At 70.6% G+C, this 14,497-nt stretch carries 18 protein-coding genes and 1 pseudogene; 5 read left to right on the forward strand and 14 right to left on the reverse strand.

From position 1 onward, the window contains the following. Positions 1-63: 63 nt before the first annotated feature. The 13 genes and pseudogenes from VLK66_RS21465 to VLK66_RS28830 form a co-directional block, all read right to left on the reverse strand. A complete protein-coding gene (locus tag VLK66_RS21465) occupies positions 64-1,008 on the reverse strand; it encodes a PASTA domain-containing protein (protein WP_325311532.1) in 945 nt (314 codons plus the stop codon). After that, on the reverse strand, positions 1,005-2,324 hold the full coding sequence (gene rsmB, locus VLK66_RS21470) for a 16S rRNA (cytosine(967)-C(5))-methyltransferase RsmB (RefSeq protein WP_325311533.1): 1,320 nt from the start codon (positions 2,322-2,324) through the stop codon (positions 1,005-1,007). The genes VLK66_RS21465 and rsmB overlap by 4 nt, the downstream gene beginning before the upstream one ends. 8 nt (positions 2,325-2,332) lie before the next feature. Next, positions 2,333-3,166, reverse strand: coding sequence for a thiazole synthase (locus tag VLK66_RS21475; RefSeq protein ID WP_325311534.1), 834 nt, complete (start codon positions 3,164-3,166; stop codon positions 2,333-2,335). Positions 3,167-3,433: 267 nt separating this feature from the next. Continuing rightward, positions 3,434-3,661: a sulfur carrier protein ThiS gene (gene thiS, locus VLK66_RS21480; protein WP_325311535.1), complete on the reverse strand. Its 228-nt coding sequence runs from the start codon at positions 3,659-3,661 to the stop codon at positions 3,434-3,436. Positions 3,662-3,667: 6 nt separating this feature from the next. Further along, positions 3,668-3,844 (reverse strand): hypothetical protein, encoded by a 177-nt coding sequence (locus VLK66_RS21485; protein WP_325311536.1) that lies wholly within the window; start codon positions 3,842-3,844, stop codon positions 3,668-3,670. Then, a complete protein-coding gene (locus VLK66_RS21490) occupies positions 3,841-4,479 on the reverse strand; it encodes a thiamine phosphate synthase (protein WP_325311537.1) in 639 nt (212 codons plus the stop codon). The genes VLK66_RS21485 and VLK66_RS21490 overlap by 4 nt, the downstream gene beginning before the upstream one ends. Beyond that, a complete protein-coding gene (gene fmt / locus VLK66_RS21495) occupies positions 4,469-5,410 on the reverse strand; it encodes a methionyl-tRNA formyltransferase (RefSeq protein ID WP_325311538.1) in 942 nt (313 codons plus the stop codon). Before fmt ends, VLK66_RS21490 begins: the two co-directional genes overlap by 11 nt. Continuing rightward, positions 5,407-5,922 (reverse strand): peptide deformylase, encoded by a 516-nt coding sequence (gene def, locus VLK66_RS21500; RefSeq protein WP_325311539.1) that lies wholly within the window; start codon positions 5,920-5,922, stop codon positions 5,407-5,409. Before def ends, fmt begins: the two co-directional genes overlap by 4 nt. 4 nt (positions 5,923-5,926) lie before the next feature. Next, the gene (gene yajC / locus VLK66_RS21505; RefSeq protein ID WP_325311540.1) at positions 5,927-6,250 is read right to left on the reverse strand and encodes a preprotein translocase subunit YajC; all 324 of its coding nucleotides are present in this window, start codon (positions 6,248-6,250) and stop codon (positions 5,927-5,929) included. A 309-nt stretch (positions 6,251-6,559) separates the two neighbouring features. Beyond that, entirely contained in the window at positions 6,560-7,720 is a 1,161-nt protein-coding gene (gene tgt, locus VLK66_RS21510) for a tRNA guanosine(34) transglycosylase Tgt (protein WP_414676519.1), read from the reverse strand. A gap of 131 nt (positions 7,721-7,851) precedes the next feature. Next, positions 7,852-8,430 (reverse strand): hypothetical protein, encoded by a 579-nt coding sequence (locus VLK66_RS21515; RefSeq protein ID WP_325311541.1) that lies wholly within the window; start codon positions 8,428-8,430, stop codon positions 7,852-7,854. A 23-nt stretch (positions 8,431-8,453) separates the two neighbouring features. Further along, positions 8,454-8,798 carry a hypothetical protein gene (locus tag VLK66_RS21520; protein WP_325311542.1) on the reverse strand — a complete coding sequence of 115 codons (345 nt, stop codon included), beginning with the start codon at positions 8,796-8,798 and terminating at the stop codon, positions 8,454-8,456. A 33-nt stretch (positions 8,799-8,831) separates the two neighbouring features. Continuing rightward, positions 8,832-8,942: pseudogene (locus VLK66_RS28830) on the reverse strand (hypothetical protein); the annotation flags it as partial. Positions 8,943-9,262: 320 nt separating this feature from the next. Between VLK66_RS28830 and VLK66_RS21525 the strand changes: the two are divergent. From VLK66_RS21525 to VLK66_RS21535, 3 genes are all read left to right on the forward strand, one after another. After that, the gene (locus tag VLK66_RS21525) at positions 9,263-9,637 is read left to right on the forward strand and encodes a hypothetical protein (RefSeq protein WP_325311543.1); all 375 of its coding nucleotides are present in this window, start codon (positions 9,263-9,265) and stop codon (positions 9,635-9,637) included. A gap of 415 nt (positions 9,638-10,052) precedes the next feature. After that, positions 10,053-10,709 carry a signal peptidase II gene (locus tag VLK66_RS21530; protein ID WP_325311544.1) on the forward strand — a complete coding sequence of 219 codons (657 nt, stop codon included), beginning with the start codon at positions 10,053-10,055 and terminating at the stop codon, positions 10,707-10,709. A 124-nt stretch (positions 10,710-10,833) separates the two neighbouring features. Then, positions 10,834-11,574, forward strand: a complete 741-nt coding sequence (locus VLK66_RS21535; protein ID WP_325311545.1) for a phosphatase PAP2 family protein — start codon at positions 10,834-10,836, stop codon at positions 11,572-11,574. 269 nt (positions 11,575-11,843) lie between these two features. On the opposite strand, the gene VLK66_RS21540 is transcribed toward VLK66_RS21535, so the two are convergent. After that, positions 11,844-12,155, reverse strand: coding sequence for a TM2 domain-containing protein (locus VLK66_RS21540; protein ID WP_349260531.1), 312 nt, complete (start codon positions 12,153-12,155; stop codon positions 11,844-11,846). A 284-nt stretch (positions 12,156-12,439) separates the two neighbouring features. On the opposite strand from VLK66_RS21540, the gene VLK66_RS21545 reads away from it, so the two are divergent. Further along, positions 12,440-13,237: an acyltransferase gene (locus VLK66_RS21545; protein WP_325311547.1), complete on the forward strand. Its 798-nt coding sequence runs from the start codon at positions 12,440-12,442 to the stop codon at positions 13,235-13,237. Positions 13,238-13,334: 97 nt separating this feature from the next. Further along, complete coding sequence (locus tag VLK66_RS21550) at positions 13,335-14,480, forward strand: hypothetical protein (RefSeq protein WP_325311548.1); 1,146 nt, start codon at positions 13,335-13,337, stop codon at positions 14,478-14,480. Positions 14,481-14,497 lie beyond the last annotated feature (17 nt).

Below are 14,497 nucleotides of genomic sequence, written 5' to 3' on the forward strand. Positions count from 1 at the left end.
CGCGCTACGGGGAGCCTCTTGTTGCGCCCATGTTCACGAGGGCGCGGTGCCGATCGCCCCGCTCTACCCCCGTCCCCCGCGCTTTGTCCCGCCGTCGTTCGGCGCGGGAGGCGGCGGGGGCGGAGCGGGCGCGGCGGGCGGCTCGTCGCCCAGGAACACCGTGTCCGGCATCGCCGCGGCGGAATCGACCGGGGCGGGCGGGGGCGGCGGGTGGGGGTTGCGGCCGGAGATGGTGATCCGCACCGAGCCGCCCATGCGCACGCTGTCGCCGGGCTCGGGGCTCTGCCCCACCACGTCGCCCAGCGGCGCGGTGGACGCGGAGTCGTACGAGATGCGCCCCACCCGCAGCCCCGCGGCCTCGAGCCGCGCCGCAGCCTCGTCCTGCGAGATCCCCGTCACGCCTGGCGCCAGGATCTTCGGCGGGCCCGCGCTCAGCGTCAGCACCACGATCCCCGGCATGGGCACCTGCGAGCCGGCGCGCGGGTCCATCGCCAGGATCGAACCTTCATCCTTCATGTTGGGGACGGTGCGCAGCCGCACCTGGAATCCCATCCGCTGCAGCAGCCCGATCGCGTCGTCCTTGTCCATCCCCTCGATCGACGGCACGGCGCGCCGGTCGGGCCCCGCGCTGAAGATGAGCCGCACCGCGCTTCCCCGCGCCGCCTCCTGCCCGGGGAGCGGCACCTGGCTCAGCACGCGGTTGGCGGGGACGCGCGGATGGTTCAGCGTGGGCCCGCGCTGCACCTCCAGCCCCGCCTTCGACAGCGCGCGGCGGGCGGCGGCCTGGTTCATCCCCCGCACGTCGGGCACGGTGACGATGGCCGAGCGCCCGAAGCCGGGGAAGAAGAGCAGGGTGATGAAGAGGTAGCCCGCGAAGAAGCCGCCCAGGCCGCAGTAGATGATGTACTTCAGCAGCCTGCGCTCGTCGAAGTACGCCTTCACCCGCTGGCGCACGCCGGGCCCGCGCGGGCGCGGCGGCACCGCCTTCTTGCGGATGGCGGCCTTCACCCGCGCCTCCCCAGCCGCGCGGCGAAGGCGCCGTCCACGCCCTGGCGCTGCGGCAGCACGCAGAGCCGCCCCGCCGCGTCCACGAGCTCCGCGGGAACGGTGCCCGGCTCGGGGCGCGGCTCGAAGTCGGGATGGTCCGCCAGGAAAGCCTCCACTCGCTCCTCGTTCTCCTCTCGCTCCAGCGAGCACGTCGAGTACACCAGCACGCCGCCCGGCTTCACCAGCGCCGCCGCGGCCTCCAGCAGCTCCGTCTGCAGCGCGGCGAGCGCGGCCAGGTCGTCGGGCGTCACCCGCCAGCGGCCGTCGGGGTGGCGGCGGAAGGTGCCCGTTCCCGTGCACGGCGCGTCCAGCAGCACCGCGCCGGCCGCGCGGAAGGGGGGATGCCGCGAGTCGGCGACCACCGGGCCGATGCGCCCGCCCCAGCCAATGCGCGCCGCGTTCTCGGCCACCCGCGCGATCCGCCGCGGCGACAGGTCGGCGGCGGCCACGTGGGCAGCGCGCTCCGCCATCCCCAGCGCCTTCCCGCCCGGCGCGGCGGCCAGGTCGATCACCGTCGCTCCTTCGGGGACGGCGGCGTAGCGGACGACCAGCGCCGCCGCCGGGTCCTGCACCACCGCGGGGACGGCGGCCAGCGCCTCCAGCGCCCCCGCGGGCGGCAGGATCTTCACCGAGTCGGGCGAGAAGGCCACCGGCTCGGAGGCGATCTCCGCCTCGCCGAGCCGGGCGCGCGCTTCGTCCGCGGAGATGCCGAGCGGGCGGATGTAGAGCTCGGGGCGGCGGTCGTCGGCCTCCACCAGCGCCCGCGCGTCGTCGGCGCCCCAGCGGGCGATCCACCGCTCCACCAGCCAGCGCGGGTGCGATCCCCACGTCTCCAGGTAGGCCGCCGGATCGCGATCGAAGTCCGGGAAGCGGAGGGTTTCGCGGCGGCGCTGGAGGTTCTGCAGCACGCCGTTCACCAGCCCCGCCGCCCGCGGCGCCCCGGCGATCCGCGCCAGGTCCACCGACTGCGAAACGGCGGCGTACGCGGGAACGCTGTCCATCTCCAGCAGCTGGTACGCGCCCAGCCGGAGGACGTCCAGCACGTCGGGGTCGAGCGACGCCAGCCCGTCGCGGAGCAGCGCGCCCAGCATGTGGTCGATGCGGCCGCGGAGGCGGAAGGTGCCGTACACCAGCTCCTGCGCCCAGCCGCGGTCGCGCGAGTCCAGCCGCTGCGCCAGGTGGTCGAAGGCGCGGTCCGCCAGGTCGCCGCCGCGCACGCGCTGCAGCACCTCCAGCGCCGCGCGCCGGCTCGCGGTGACCTGCCCGCCGCCCGCCATCGCCGCGGTCAGTCCAGCATCCCCGCCAGGGGCGACGACGGCACCGCCCGCTCGCGCCGCGGCATCCGCCCGGCCAGGTACGCCAGCCGCCCCGCCTCGGTGGCCAGCGCCATCGCGCGCGCCATGCGGACGGGGTCGCGCGCCTCGGCCAGCGCGGTGTTCATCAGGATCCCGTCCACGCCCTGCTCCATCGTGACCGCCGCGTCCGACGCCGTCCCAACCCCTGCGTCCACGATCACGGGGACGGAGAGGCGCGACTTGATCGTCCGGATGTTGTACGGGTTCACGAGCCCGAGTCCGCTGCCGATGGGCGACGCCAGCGGCATCACCGCCGCGCACCCGGCGTCCTCCAGCCGCAGCGCGGTGATCAGGTCGTCGTTGGTGTACGCCAGCACGGTGAAGCCGTCGGCGACCAGCTCCTTCGCGGCGCGGAGGGTGGCGTCGGCGTCGGGGAGAAGCGTTTCCTGGTCGCCGATCACCTCCAGCTTCACCCAGTCGGTGAAGCCGGCGGCGCGGGCCAGGCGCGCGTAGCGGACGGCGTCCCCGGCCGTGTAGCACCCGGCGGTGTTGGGAAGGAGCAGATACTGCCGGGGATCGAGATGGAAGAGGACGCCCTCCTCCTTCGTCCGGTCGAGATCAACGCGCCGGACGGCGACGGTGACGACCTCGGCGCCGGAGGCCTCGATGGCCCGCACCATCTGCTCGTTGGAGCGGTACTTCCCCGTCCCCACCATCAACCGCGAGCGCAGCGCCCGCCCGCCGATGACGAGCGGCGCGTCGTCCGCCTGCGCGGCGCCGGCGATCGGCGAATCGGTGATGGGGTCGGCGATCAGCGTGGCCATGTATCCCTCCAAGATCGTTCGAGATCGGTCTTCACAGGACTGGAACCCAGTGCGAGGAGAGCTGACAGCGCATGGTGGAGACATCCTGCCCGCCTGGCTGGCCCCTCCCCCCGGTCCCTCCGCCCGCTCCGCGGGGGAGGGGGAGAACTCAGTGCAGCACAGATGGCAGTGCGTCGCCGGGATGCTGCCGAGCGAGTCCGCGAAGGCGGACTTCGGGCCGATGTTGCCGCGAATTCATTCGCCCTTTCGAAGCCTGGACTTGCGACTTCACCCGCCGCCGACGAAGTGCACCAGCTCGTACGCGTCGCCCGGCTCCACGCGGAGGCCGTCGAGCGTGTCACGGCGGAGGATTTCGCCGTTGCGCTCGACCACGACCATGCGCGGGTGCAGGCCGAGGTGCTCCAGCAGCCCCGCCACGGTGAGGCCCGCGGGCACCTCGCGCTCGTCGCCGTTCACGCGGACCTGCGCCGCGGCGGCGGTGATCATCTCTGCCATGCTCCCCTACACCCGTTCACCGACGCGCCGCTCGGCCATCCAGGAACCGAAGGCCCCGATCGCCAGACCGATAGCCATTCCCTGTAGCAGATCGCCCACGTTCTCGGAAAGAGTACCGAGATACGCGACCAGTGCCGCCACGATCGCCAGCACGAGAAGAACCTGCCAATTGCGTCCGTTCACGCTTCCTCCTGGCGCCAGGTGTCGATGAATCGCCTCGCCGCATCGTTGGGCGATGGCGCGTCCCAGATGCCCCGGATCGTGGCGATCCCCGTCGCGCCTGCGCGCCGCACCTCCGCCGCGCGCTCCGGCGTCATCCCGCCGATGGCGATCACCGGCCGCCCGAGCGCCGCCAGCTCCCCGATCAGCCGCACCCCCGCGCCGCTGCGGCCCGGGTGCGAGGCGGATGCGAAGATCGTCCCCGCCATCAGCCAGTCCGCGCCTGATTCGATCACCTGCCGCGCCTCGTCCACCGCGTGCACCGATGCGCCGATGCGCATCGCATCGCCCACCATCCGCCGCGCGTCGGCGACAGAGAGCCCGCGCGCGCCGAGCTGGATGCCGTACGCGCGGGCCGCCATCGCCACGTCCACGCGGTCGTTGACCACGAGGAGCGAGCCGGACGCGCGCGCGATCTCCATCAACCGCACCGCCAGCGCGTGCATCCGCCGCCCGGAGGCCCGCGGCGCGCGCAGGTGCAGGGCGACGTCCGCGCCGCCGGCCGCGAGCACCTCCCCCGCTCTTTCGGCGAAATCCGCGCGCGCAATGACGGAATCGTCCGTCACCGCGTGGAGGAGGGGGATGCGCTCAGGCGCCAACGCCGAAGCGGTCGCCCGCGGAGACGCCGCGGCCGCGCACCCACTCGGCGGCGTTCATGCGGCGCTTCCCGGGGGGCTGCACCTCGCGCACGCGGACCGCGCCGCTGCCGCAGGCGATCAGGATTCCCTCCACCCGGTCGCCGGCGTCCAGCACCGTCCCCGGCTCGCCGGACGCCGTTTCGATCGCCGGGCGGAAGAGCTTCACCGGGCCACGCGTGCCGAGCGGGCTCCAGGCGCCGGGAACGTCGTCCAGCCCGCGGATCCAGCGTGCCACCTCGGCGGCGGGCTTCGTCCAGTCGAGCCGCGCCAGCTCGCGCGTGAGCTTGGGCGCGTAGGTGGCCCCCGCGTGGTCCTGCGCCTCCTCCACCAGCTGCCCGGCCTCGAGCAGCGCCAGCGCCTCGACCAGCGCCTCGGCGCCGATCTCGGCCAGGCGCCCGGCCAGCTCGCACGCCGACTCGTCGGGCTCGATCGGCTCCTCCACGCGCAGCAGCATGGGGCCGGAGTCCAGCCCGGCATCCATGCGCATGATGGTGACGCCGGTCGTCTCCAGCCCGTTGATGATGGCCCACTGCACCGGCGCCGCGCCGCGCAGCCCCGGCAGGAGCGACCCGTGGATGTTCACCGACCCCAGCCGCGGCACCTCCAGCACTTCGGGCTTCAGGATCTGCCCGTACGCGACCACCACGGACAGGTCCGCGTCGAACGAGCGCAGTTGCGCGATGAACTCGTCGCCGCGCGCCTTCTCCGGCTGCAGCACGGGAATTCCTTCCGCCTCGGCCTCCACCTTCACGGGCGACTTCGCGATCTCGCGGCCGCGGCCGGCGGGGCGGTCGGGCTGGGTGACCACCGCGGCCACGTCGTGCCCCTCGTCGCCCAGGGCGCGCAGCGCGGGAAGCGCGAACTCCGGGGTACCCCAGAAGACGACTCTCACGACGCGGCCTGCTTGCGGTACTTGCGCAGCACCATGTTGCGCTTCAGCGGCGACATCCGGTCGATGAACAGGATGCCGTCCAGGTGGTCGATCTCGTGCTGGAGGCAGCGCGCCAGCATGGCGTCGGCCTCGATGCGCACGGGGTTCCCCTGCCGGTCCACGCCCTCCACGGTCACGCTGTACGGCCGCTCCACCGCGCCGGTCACACCGGGGATGCTGAGGCACCCCTCCTCCTGCTTCTCGGTGTCGGCGCTGGACTCCACGACCCTGGGGTTGAACAGGGCGAAGGGACCCATCTCCTTCCCCGACTCGTCGCCCACGTCCACCACGATCAGGCGTTTGCTCAGGCCGATCTGCGGCGCGGCCAGGCCGATGCCGCGGGCGTCGTACATCGTCTCGAACATGTCCCTGATGAGCTGGTCGAGCTCGGCGTCCTGCGCCGGCACCTCCATCTCGCCCGCGCGGCGGCGCAGCACGTCCGAGCCCAGCGTCTCGATCTTCAGCAGCGGCATGGCCTCACTTCTCCGCGGCCGGCTTTTCCACGCCCGGGCCGCCGGTGCGCTTCACGATGCGGCTCTTCTCCACCACCACCGTGCTGGTGCCGGTGCGCAGCTGCACGGCGTCGTCCTTGATCCCCGTGATCTCGCCGATCAGCCCGCCCGCGGTCACCACCTGGTCGCCCTTCTGCAGCGCGGAGACCAGGTTCTGGTGCTCCTTCAGCTGCCTGCGCTGGGGGACGATAAGGATGAAGTAGAAGATGGCCAGGATGGCGAGCGGAAACACGAGCGTCCCGATCGCGCTCGACCCCGTCTGCGCCAGCATCAGCATCGCGGTGTTCATCTAAGCCGTCTCCGTAACTCGGTTGATTTGCTTCGGTTGATTGGATCGGTCCTGCCCGTCGCCTGCATTCGCGCGGCCCTCGCCATCGAGCCCTCTCCGGCCGGCTCAGGCCATCCACCTCTCCCGTACCGGGAGAGGTAGCGTGACCACATTGGTGCTCGCGGCTGCATCCTGCCCGCCTTGCTGGCCCGCTTCACTCACAGCGAGCACAAAAATCCTTTACATCACCCCGATGCGGGGGAGCAGTCCCGGAGGGACGTTGTGCCGTTGTTGCCCGGGATTTCCAATCCCGGGCATCGATGCGCCCGTTCAGCCCCTGGCCGCCACGGCCGCGGCCTTCCCGGCGGCGAAGCGGTCCAGCCAGGCGCGGCTCCAGCCGGCGTAGTCGCCCGCGATGATGTGGTCGCGGGCCTGGTTGGCCAGGTTCACCAGGAAGTGCAGGTTGTGGATCGAGAGCAGCCGCATGCTGAGCCCCTCGCCCGCCACGAACAGGTGCCGCAGGTACGCCCGGGTGTAGCGGGTGCAGGTGTAGCAGCCGCACTCCGGGTCCAGCGGCCCCGCGTCGGTCAGGAAGCGGCGCTGCTTGATGTTCACCTGCCCCTCGGCGGTGATCCACACCGCGCCGTTGCGCCCGTTCCGCGTGGGCGCCACGCAGTCGAACATGTCCACGCCGCGGCCGATGGCCTCCAGCAGGTCGTCCGGGTAGCCCACGCCCATCAGGTAGCGCGGGAGCCGGTCCGGCAGCTCCGGGCGCAGCGTGTCGAGCATCTCGTGCATCAGCGGCTTGGGCTCGCCCACGCTGAGGCCGCCGATGGCAATTCCGTGCCAGTCGCCGCTCGCCAGCGTCCCCCGCGCCGAGGCCACGCGCAGCTCGGGATGGATGCCGCCCTGCACGATGGGAAAGAGCGTCTGCAGCGGCCCGTCGCCGTCTTCCGCGGCGATGCGGTCGAAGGCGACCCGGCAGCGCGCCAGCCAGCGGAGCGTGCGCTCGTACGCCTCGGTGGCCTTCTCGCGGCTGCTCTGCCCCGGCGGGCACTGGTCGAAGGCCATGATGATGTCGGCCCCCAGCGCCCGCTCGATCTCCATCACCCGCTCGGGGGTGAACAGGTGCCGCGAGCCGTCGATGTGGCTCTGGAACTCCACCCCGTCCTCGCCGATGGTGCTGATGTCGCTCAGCGAGAACACCTGGAAGCCGCCCGAGTCGGTCAGGATGGGCCGGCTCCATCCCTGGAACGCGTGCAGACCGCCCATCGTGCGCACCACGTCGTGCCCGGGGCGCAGGTACAGGTGGTACGTGTTCCCCAGGATGATCTGCGCCCCCAGCCCCTCCACCTCTTCCGGCGTGAGCGTCTTGACCGTGGCCTGCGTGCCCACGGGCATGAACACCGGCGTGCGCACCTCGCCGTGCGGCAGACTGAGCACGCCGGCGCGCGCGGCGCCATCCGTGGCCTGTACCTGGAACTCGAACAGGGTGCCGGTCCGGAGTCGGGGGATGCCTCTTTCGCCGCGGGCGGTTTTCGGCGCGCGCGGCGGACTGTGCGTAAACCGGTAGTTTGGCGGAGGATGGGCGCGAATGCAAGGCGTGGTAGCGACTCCCTTACTCAGTGACTAACTCTGCGGGTCAGAAACTCGGTCCAGCTCCAGACGTGATCGGTCAGCCCGATCGCCATCGCGGGTGTGCGCCTGCGATAGCGGTGGCCTTTCGGCAACTCCGCTGCCTCCTCGCGCAAGGCCGGGTGCGGGCGCAGCCAGTTGTGCTCGAAGATTCCCATGCCCAGAGCCGCATGCCACGTCCCGACCTGCTTGGCGAACCCATGAGTCTTGCGGGTCATGCAGCCGAGCCGGTCCCGCAGGCAGCCGTTCAGGCGCTCCACCCGGACCGTGTGTGGATGGAGGGTTTCCTCCCCGAAGCAGTGCCGGGTCGTGATCCTCGTGACCCGGCCACCCACCCGGTGCTTCACGATCTGCGTCAGCCCCACGCCGGGTGCGAGCACCCTGCGCTTGCGGTAGCGGCCGACGCGCACCGGATCGCGGTACACTTTGCCGACCAGGTCCCGGTACGCGCGCAGGCCGTCGCTGATCCACCGGATGCCGCGCCGTCCCGCCGTCCGTTCGCGCGTCAGCGGCACCACTTCGGCCGCGGCTTCCTGCTCGGTCGGCTTCCCGCTGAACGCCACCACGAACCGGCTCGCCCGGTGCTGGCTCAGGCACCCCCACCGCTCCCCTCGCTTCTCATCCCGCGCCTGCTTCGCTGCCCCACGCAGGGCGGCACGGCCCACCCGCGGTGCCTTACCTGGCCCCTCTGGAGCGCTGTTACCGCGTTTCCGACAAACGACCAGAAGGCGTCGACTTCCACCTCGTCCAGCTCCAGATCCTTCACCAGCGCCTCCGTCAGCGCCTCGGCCTGCGCCCCCGCCGCAAGCAGCCACTCGCGGATCGTCTCGTATTTGTGACGCGTGATCTCTTCCGCTGCCCGCAGGCTCCCGCGCCGCATCACCACCAGCAGCGCTTTCGCGATCTCGTCCGGTTTCGTCCGCAGCCGGTACATCGGGGTGCCCAGCGTCGTCCCGAAGCTCTTCCGGCAGTCCCCGCACTTCCATCGCCGGTGAGTCCGGCTGCTTCCGTTGCTCCACACCGACGTGCCCCCGCAGTGCGGGCACGGCTCACTCTGCTTCGTGCGTTGGCGCGCCATCTCCCTCTCCCATGCAGGGGAAACCAGCGAAACCCAGGCACGACAATCTACCTGTTCGATTCGTCCATGTCAAAAGGAGTCACTACCCAAGGCGTGGCGGGACACTTCCGGCATCCGCCGCCGCGCGTCCGCGGCGGACGAGACGCCTGGTTGCGATGCAGAAGGTTCGAGTTCATTCATCCTCCTGCCGTGTCCCTTTCCGTGCCCCTCGTCCGACTTTAGCTTGGCGGGGCCAGCCGTGCATCGTGAGAAGTCCGGCAGGAAAGGCGCGCCACACCCGGCGAACGGCACGGCAACCCACCCATCGACAGGAGATCGGGATGAAGAAGCTGAAGCTGGAGGTCGAGGAGCTCGCGGTGGAGTCGTTCGCGACGGCCTCGCAGGCGCAGGGCCTGGGGACGGTGCGCGGACACGGCACCTTTCGCGAAAACACCTGCCAGGCGGTGAACAGCTGCGGTCCGCACACCTGCGGAAATGCGTACTGCGTGATCGAGACCGACAGCCCGGACTGCGGCTTTGGCGGCACCGGCACCTGCGGCACGGGCGGCGCCTCGGCGAACTGCGCCACGAACAACGGCGCGCTGAGCTGTGTGGGGTGCACCACGCAGGATTACACGGTCAACCTGGCCAACGACACCTGCGGCGCCTGCCAGAGCTTCGGCAGCGACGCCCCGCAGCGCTGCCCCTGCCCCTGACGCGCAGCGCTCACGCGCCAGCAGCCGCAACGCACGAAGCCTCGCCAATCGCGGCGAGGCTTCGTGGCTTCTGGGTCGGGCCAACGCCTGTGGCCTGCGGACCTCGCAGATCACTACGGATTGGGACAGCTGCGCTACACAGCTGTTCCCCGGCTTGCACGTCAAGGATTTTCTCTCGCCTGCTACGTTGCGGGCGCGTTTGCTCGAATCGAGGAAATCCTTCAGGCGCGGCAACTTTTTGCGTGAAAAAGGGTTAAGCAGGTTCGCGCCCTCAGGTTGACATCCGTGGGGAATTTACGCGAGCTGGGGTGGCGATGGAGATGCGACGGCATCCGCGCGCCCTGGCGGCGGTCGGCCCGCATCTTGAAATGATTTGCTGGTGCAACGGTCATCGAACCACCCGGAGCACTGCCACGTGAGTCCTTCGAGCCACACGATCAGGAAAGCGGTCCGCCATGCGCTGGGGTTCCGGCGCGGCTACGAAGATCCCGAGCGCTCGCCCGGCCGGCGCAAGTCGGACCACGAGCCCATGCGCGGCTGGATCCCCACGCTCTGCATCGCGCTGGGCGTGGCGCTGCTGGACTGGACGACCAAGTTCCTCATCGCCATGAACATCCCCCTGGACGACCTGCGCGAGGTGATCCCGGGGAAGCTGGCCTTCTGGCACGTGCGCAACCCCGCGATGGTGCTGGGGCTGTGGGACAACTTTCCCATCGCCACGCGCAAGATCATCGCGGTGGTGGCGGCGGTGCTGGGGGCCATCGTGCTGCTGCAGATCCTGGGGCGCGGGCACCGCTTTCCGCGGCAGCACCGGGCGTGGGCGTGGGTGTTCATCGGGCTGGTGCTGGGCGGAATGCTGGGCAACCTGGGCGAGCGCGTGGTGCACTGGGGCGTGACGGACTACATCTCGTTCCGCTGGGGCGAGTACTGGCTGCCGCCCGGCAACGTGGCCGACATCGCGCTCTTCCTGTCCATGCCGCTCGCCATCCCCGTGATCGTCTTCGAGATGATCGGCCGGTCGCGGCGCGGAAAGGTGCCGCTCGGCAACCCCGTGGGCGCGACGGGGGATTGATCCGCATCGGCTGATCGAGATCGGAATCGGGAACGCGCGCCGCGGCAGCACTGTCGCGGCGCGCGGTGCGTTCGCCATCTTCCAGCGCTCTCCAATCGCCCCTCACGACCCAACGACGCTGACGATGACGCTCCGCCGGATCTCCGCCGCGCTGATGCTTGCGCTCGCGACGCCGCACGCCTCGGCCGCGCAGGCGCACGCACCGCGCGAGTGGGCGCTGTGGGCGGGCGCGGCGGCGCTCTTCGCCGGCTCGGTGCTGCTGGACCGGACCATCGAGAGCGGGGTTCCGGACGGCGGCGGAACGCGGTACGAGTGGGCGTCGGACCGGCTGAACTACCTGGGCCGACCGCAGTACGCAGTCGTTGCGCTCGCCGGGACGTACGCGGCCGGGCGACTGGCGCACGCGCCGAAGACCGCGCAGGCGGCGGAGCACGTGGCCATCGCGTTGCTCGCGTCGGGCGTGGCGAACGGCGCGGTGAAGTTCGCCGCCGGCCGCGAGCGCCCGTCGTTCACCGACGATCCGCACCGCTTCAAGCCGTTCAGCCGGCAGGACCGGTGGCAGTCCTTTCCGTCCGGCCACGCGGTCGTGGCGTTCTCGCTCGCCGCGTCCATCTCCGAGGAGGCGCGGAAGCCGTGGGTGACGGCGCTGGCGTACGGCACCGCGTCGCTGGTGGGCTGGTCGCGCGTGTACGAGGACCGGCACTGGACCAGCGACGTGGTGGGCGGCGGGCTGATCGGCATTGCGGCGAGCCGCTACACCATCCACCGCCTCCACGCCCATCGCGCGCGGGGCGATTCGGCGGCGGCCGCGGGCGTCGCCATCTCCCCCCTTCCCGGCGGGGTGATGGTGAGCATCGCGCGCTGATCCCCATCTCCCGAAACTGATCCCCATCTCCCGAAACTGATCTCCATCTCCCGAAACTGATCCCCATCTCCCGAAACGGAATCCGGGCGTGGAGCGGCGATTTGCGCTCCACGCCCGGTTTCGCGTGTGGACCCGACGAATTTCGCCGTGCGTTTCCTCTGCCGACGTGCTGAACCGGCTATGGATCCTTCGGCCTGCAAGTTTCTGTGTGGGAGCAACTTACGGCGTGGCTGGCCTCAGGATGACGTCTTTGGCCGCGAGCCGGCGAATCACATCGAGAAGCCGCCGGTGCGGTAGGGCGCGCCGATGGAGCGCTGGAAGGACTCCTCGGACTGCGAGAGGTAGACGATGCCCTCGATGAAGGAGACGATCGCGGGGATGAACGTCCAGCAGAAGATCAGGTACAGGACGCCCTGGCCCACCTTGCCCAGGTAGAACTTGTGCACACCGAGGCCGCCGAGGAGCAGGGCCAGCACCGCGGCCAGGCCCTTGTCCTTGCGCGGCGGCCCGGGCATGTACGCGAACTGCTGCGGGGCCATCATCTGGCGCACGCCGCACACGGGGCAGATCTCCGCCATCATGTGGATCTGGTTGCCGCAGGCGGTGCAGAACTTGGTCTGGGGAACGGTCTGGGTCGACACGAAGAACTCCGGGAAAATGAGGATGGAGATGGGAATCGGGAGGATGGGGAACGGATGGCGCGCGGAATATCGCCTGATCCGGCCGAACGCACAACGGGGGATGGAGATGCGGCGTCCGGGCGGCGAACTCATCTCCATGGCGTGTTTGACGCGGGGTTGCGCGGGTGCCTAGCTTGGGGGTGATCGGTAGTCAGACGCGAGCCCCGAGACGGACGGTTTACACCATGCCCATATATCCGCTCCGCCAGGTGAACCTGCCGGCGGAAACCACCGAGCTGTACGACCGCTGGCTGGGCGAGATCGACGCGGCGCTGGCGCGCGGCGACGACCGCTGGGAGCTGTGCCGCCGGGTGCTGACGGAGATCTACCACCCCGGGCTGGCGAACGCCGACCCGTCCACGCTGCCGCTGGCCACGCGGGTGGCGCTGGCGCAGATGGACGCGCGCAACGTGACGCTGGAGCCGGAATACTACGCCGAGATCGACGCGGAGAAGTTCAGCGAGCGCAAGCCGCTGCTGTGGATGTGGCAGATGTTCGACAAGAGCCCGCTGGGGCAGAACATCCACCTGGGCGTGCGCTTCCGGCGGGTGCTGGCGCCGTACATCTTCAAGCGCGTGGGCCGCAACTTCAAGGCGTTCCACTTCGTGGAGTTCAGCTTCGGGTACAACCTGGAGGTGGGCGACGACGTGGTGGTGCACCGCCACGTGCTGCTGGACGACCGCGGCGGCATCGTCCTCGGCAACAAGGTGTCCATCAGCGACTACGCCAACATCTACTCGCACACGCACTCCATCGTGGACCAGCAGGACGTGAGCGACCTGCCCACGGTGCTGGCCGGCACGAACGTGGGCGAGAACGCCATGGTGGGCGCCATGGCGGTGGCCACCAAGGACGTGCGCCCGTACCACGTGAACGTCGGCATCCCCGCCAAGTCCGTCCGCGTGAAGCCCAACGCCCCGCCCGAGGCATACAAGCTCACGCTGAGGAAGCCGGGCGAGGCGCCGTCCACGGGCGACGACTGATGGTGCGAAAGTGCGAAAGTGCGAGAGTGCGAAAGTGTTTACCACTTGGCACTTGGGACTTTGGACTCAGGACTTCAGTTCAACAGAAAGAAGTACCATGATCGATCAAGAACCATCCGCCGCCACCATCCCCGTCGACACCGCGGACCCGGTGAACGCGGCGATCCTGGCGGTTTCCGAGGACCGGCTGCAGGGGTTCCAGGAGGAGCCGTTCCGCGAGATCGCCCGGCTGAGCGGCGTGGAGCTGGAGACGGTGCTGGAGCGCGTCCGAGCCATGCTGGCCTCGGGGACCATCCGCCGCGTGCGGCAGACGCTGATGGCCACGAACCTGGCCCCCGGCGCGCTGGTCGCCTGGGAGGTGCCGCAGGAGAAGCTGGAGGCGGCGTTCGAGACGCTGTTCCGCGACGATCCGTTCTCCGGCCACGTGGTGATCCGCTCCACCGACCGCGAGACGCCCGGCTCGCGCTACCGGCTGTGGACCACGCTGAAGGTGCCGCAGGGCTTCTCCATGCGGAAGCACGCGGACTACCTGGCGCAGCGCACCGGCGCGCTCTCGTACAAGCTCCTTCCCGCGAAGAACCTCTTCACGCTGGGCGTGGGCCACGTGCGCCGGCGCGGGCTGGAGCCGGGCGCGCGCTCCGCCGAGCTGGGCGCCGTGATCGACACCCACGTGGTGGAACTGAGCGAGCTGGAGTGGCGGGTGCTGATCGCGCTGAAGCGCGAGCTGGACGTCGACGAGGTGCGCGAGAACCCGTGGACCGCGCGCGCCGGGGAGGCCGGCGTGCCGCTGGAGACGTTCGTGCGCGTGGCGCGCGGGCTGAACGAGCGGAAGGTGATCGGGCGCTTCTCCACCTTCCTGGAGCACTACAAGCCGAACGCCGCGGGCGAGCGGGTGACGCGCTACAACGCGCTCTTCCACTGGCAGGTGCCGCCCGGCCGCGAGATCGACGCCGGCCGCGAGGTGGGGCGCCACTACGTGATGACGCACGCCTACTGGCGCGAGGGCGGGCCGGAGTTCGCCAACGTGAACATCATGGGCGTGGCGCACGGCACCGAGAAGGAAGCCGTGCTGGCTCACAAGGCCGCCATCGACCGGCACCTGGAAGAGGCGGGGATCCACGTGGGCTACACCAACGTGTTCTGGGGCGGCCGCAGCGAGATCAAGCCCAGCGAGATCTCCCCCTTCGCCTACGCCGACTGGTGCCGCGAGGTGGGGCTGGACCCCGGCGCGATGCGCGACTGAGCGGGCGGATGACGGCC

Origin of the sequence: Longimicrobium sp., assembly GCF_035474595.1 — a bacterium.
GTDB lineage: Bacteria > Gemmatimonadota > Gemmatimonadetes > Longimicrobiales > Longimicrobiaceae > Longimicrobium.

Excerpts from the sequence above, each read along its gene's own strand:
- rsmB (WP_325311533.1), bottom strand. The coding sequence starts at position 2,324 with ATGGCGGGCGGCGGGCAGGTCACCGCGAGCCGGCGCGCGGCGCTGGAG.
- VLK66_RS21475 (WP_325311534.1), bottom strand. The coding sequence starts at position 3,166 with ATGGCCACGCTGATCGCCGACCCCATCACCGATTCGCCGATCGCCGGC.
- thiS (WP_325311535.1), bottom strand. The coding sequence starts at position 3,661 with ATGGCAGAGATGATCACCGCCGCCGCGGCGCAGGTCCGCGTGAACGGC.
- def (WP_325311539.1), bottom strand. The coding sequence starts at position 5,922 with ATGCCGCTGCTGAAGATCGAGACGCTGGGCTCGGACGTGCTGCGCCGC.
- yajC (WP_325311540.1), bottom strand. The coding sequence starts at position 6,250 with ATGAACACCGCGATGCTGATGCTGGCGCAGACGGGGTCGAGCGCGATC.
- VLK66_RS21520 (WP_325311542.1), bottom strand. The coding sequence starts at position 8,798 with ATGTACCGGCTGCGGACGAAACCGGACGAGATCGCGAAAGCGCTGCTG.
- VLK66_RS21525 (WP_325311543.1), top strand. The coding sequence starts at position 9,263 with ATGAAGAAGCTGAAGCTGGAGGTCGAGGAGCTCGCGGTGGAGTCGTTC.
- VLK66_RS21535 (WP_325311545.1), top strand. The coding sequence starts at position 10,834 with ATGACGCTCCGCCGGATCTCCGCCGCGCTGATGCTTGCGCTCGCGACG.
- VLK66_RS21540 (WP_349260531.1), bottom strand. The coding sequence starts at position 12,155 with ATGATGGCGGAGATCTGCCCCGTGTGCGGCGTGCGCCAGATGATGGCC.
- VLK66_RS21545 (WP_325311547.1), top strand. The coding sequence starts at position 12,440 with ATGCCCATATATCCGCTCCGCCAGGTGAACCTGCCGGCGGAAACCACC.
- VLK66_RS21550 (WP_325311548.1), top strand. The coding sequence starts at position 13,335 with ATGATCGATCAAGAACCATCCGCCGCCACCATCCCCGTCGACACCGCG.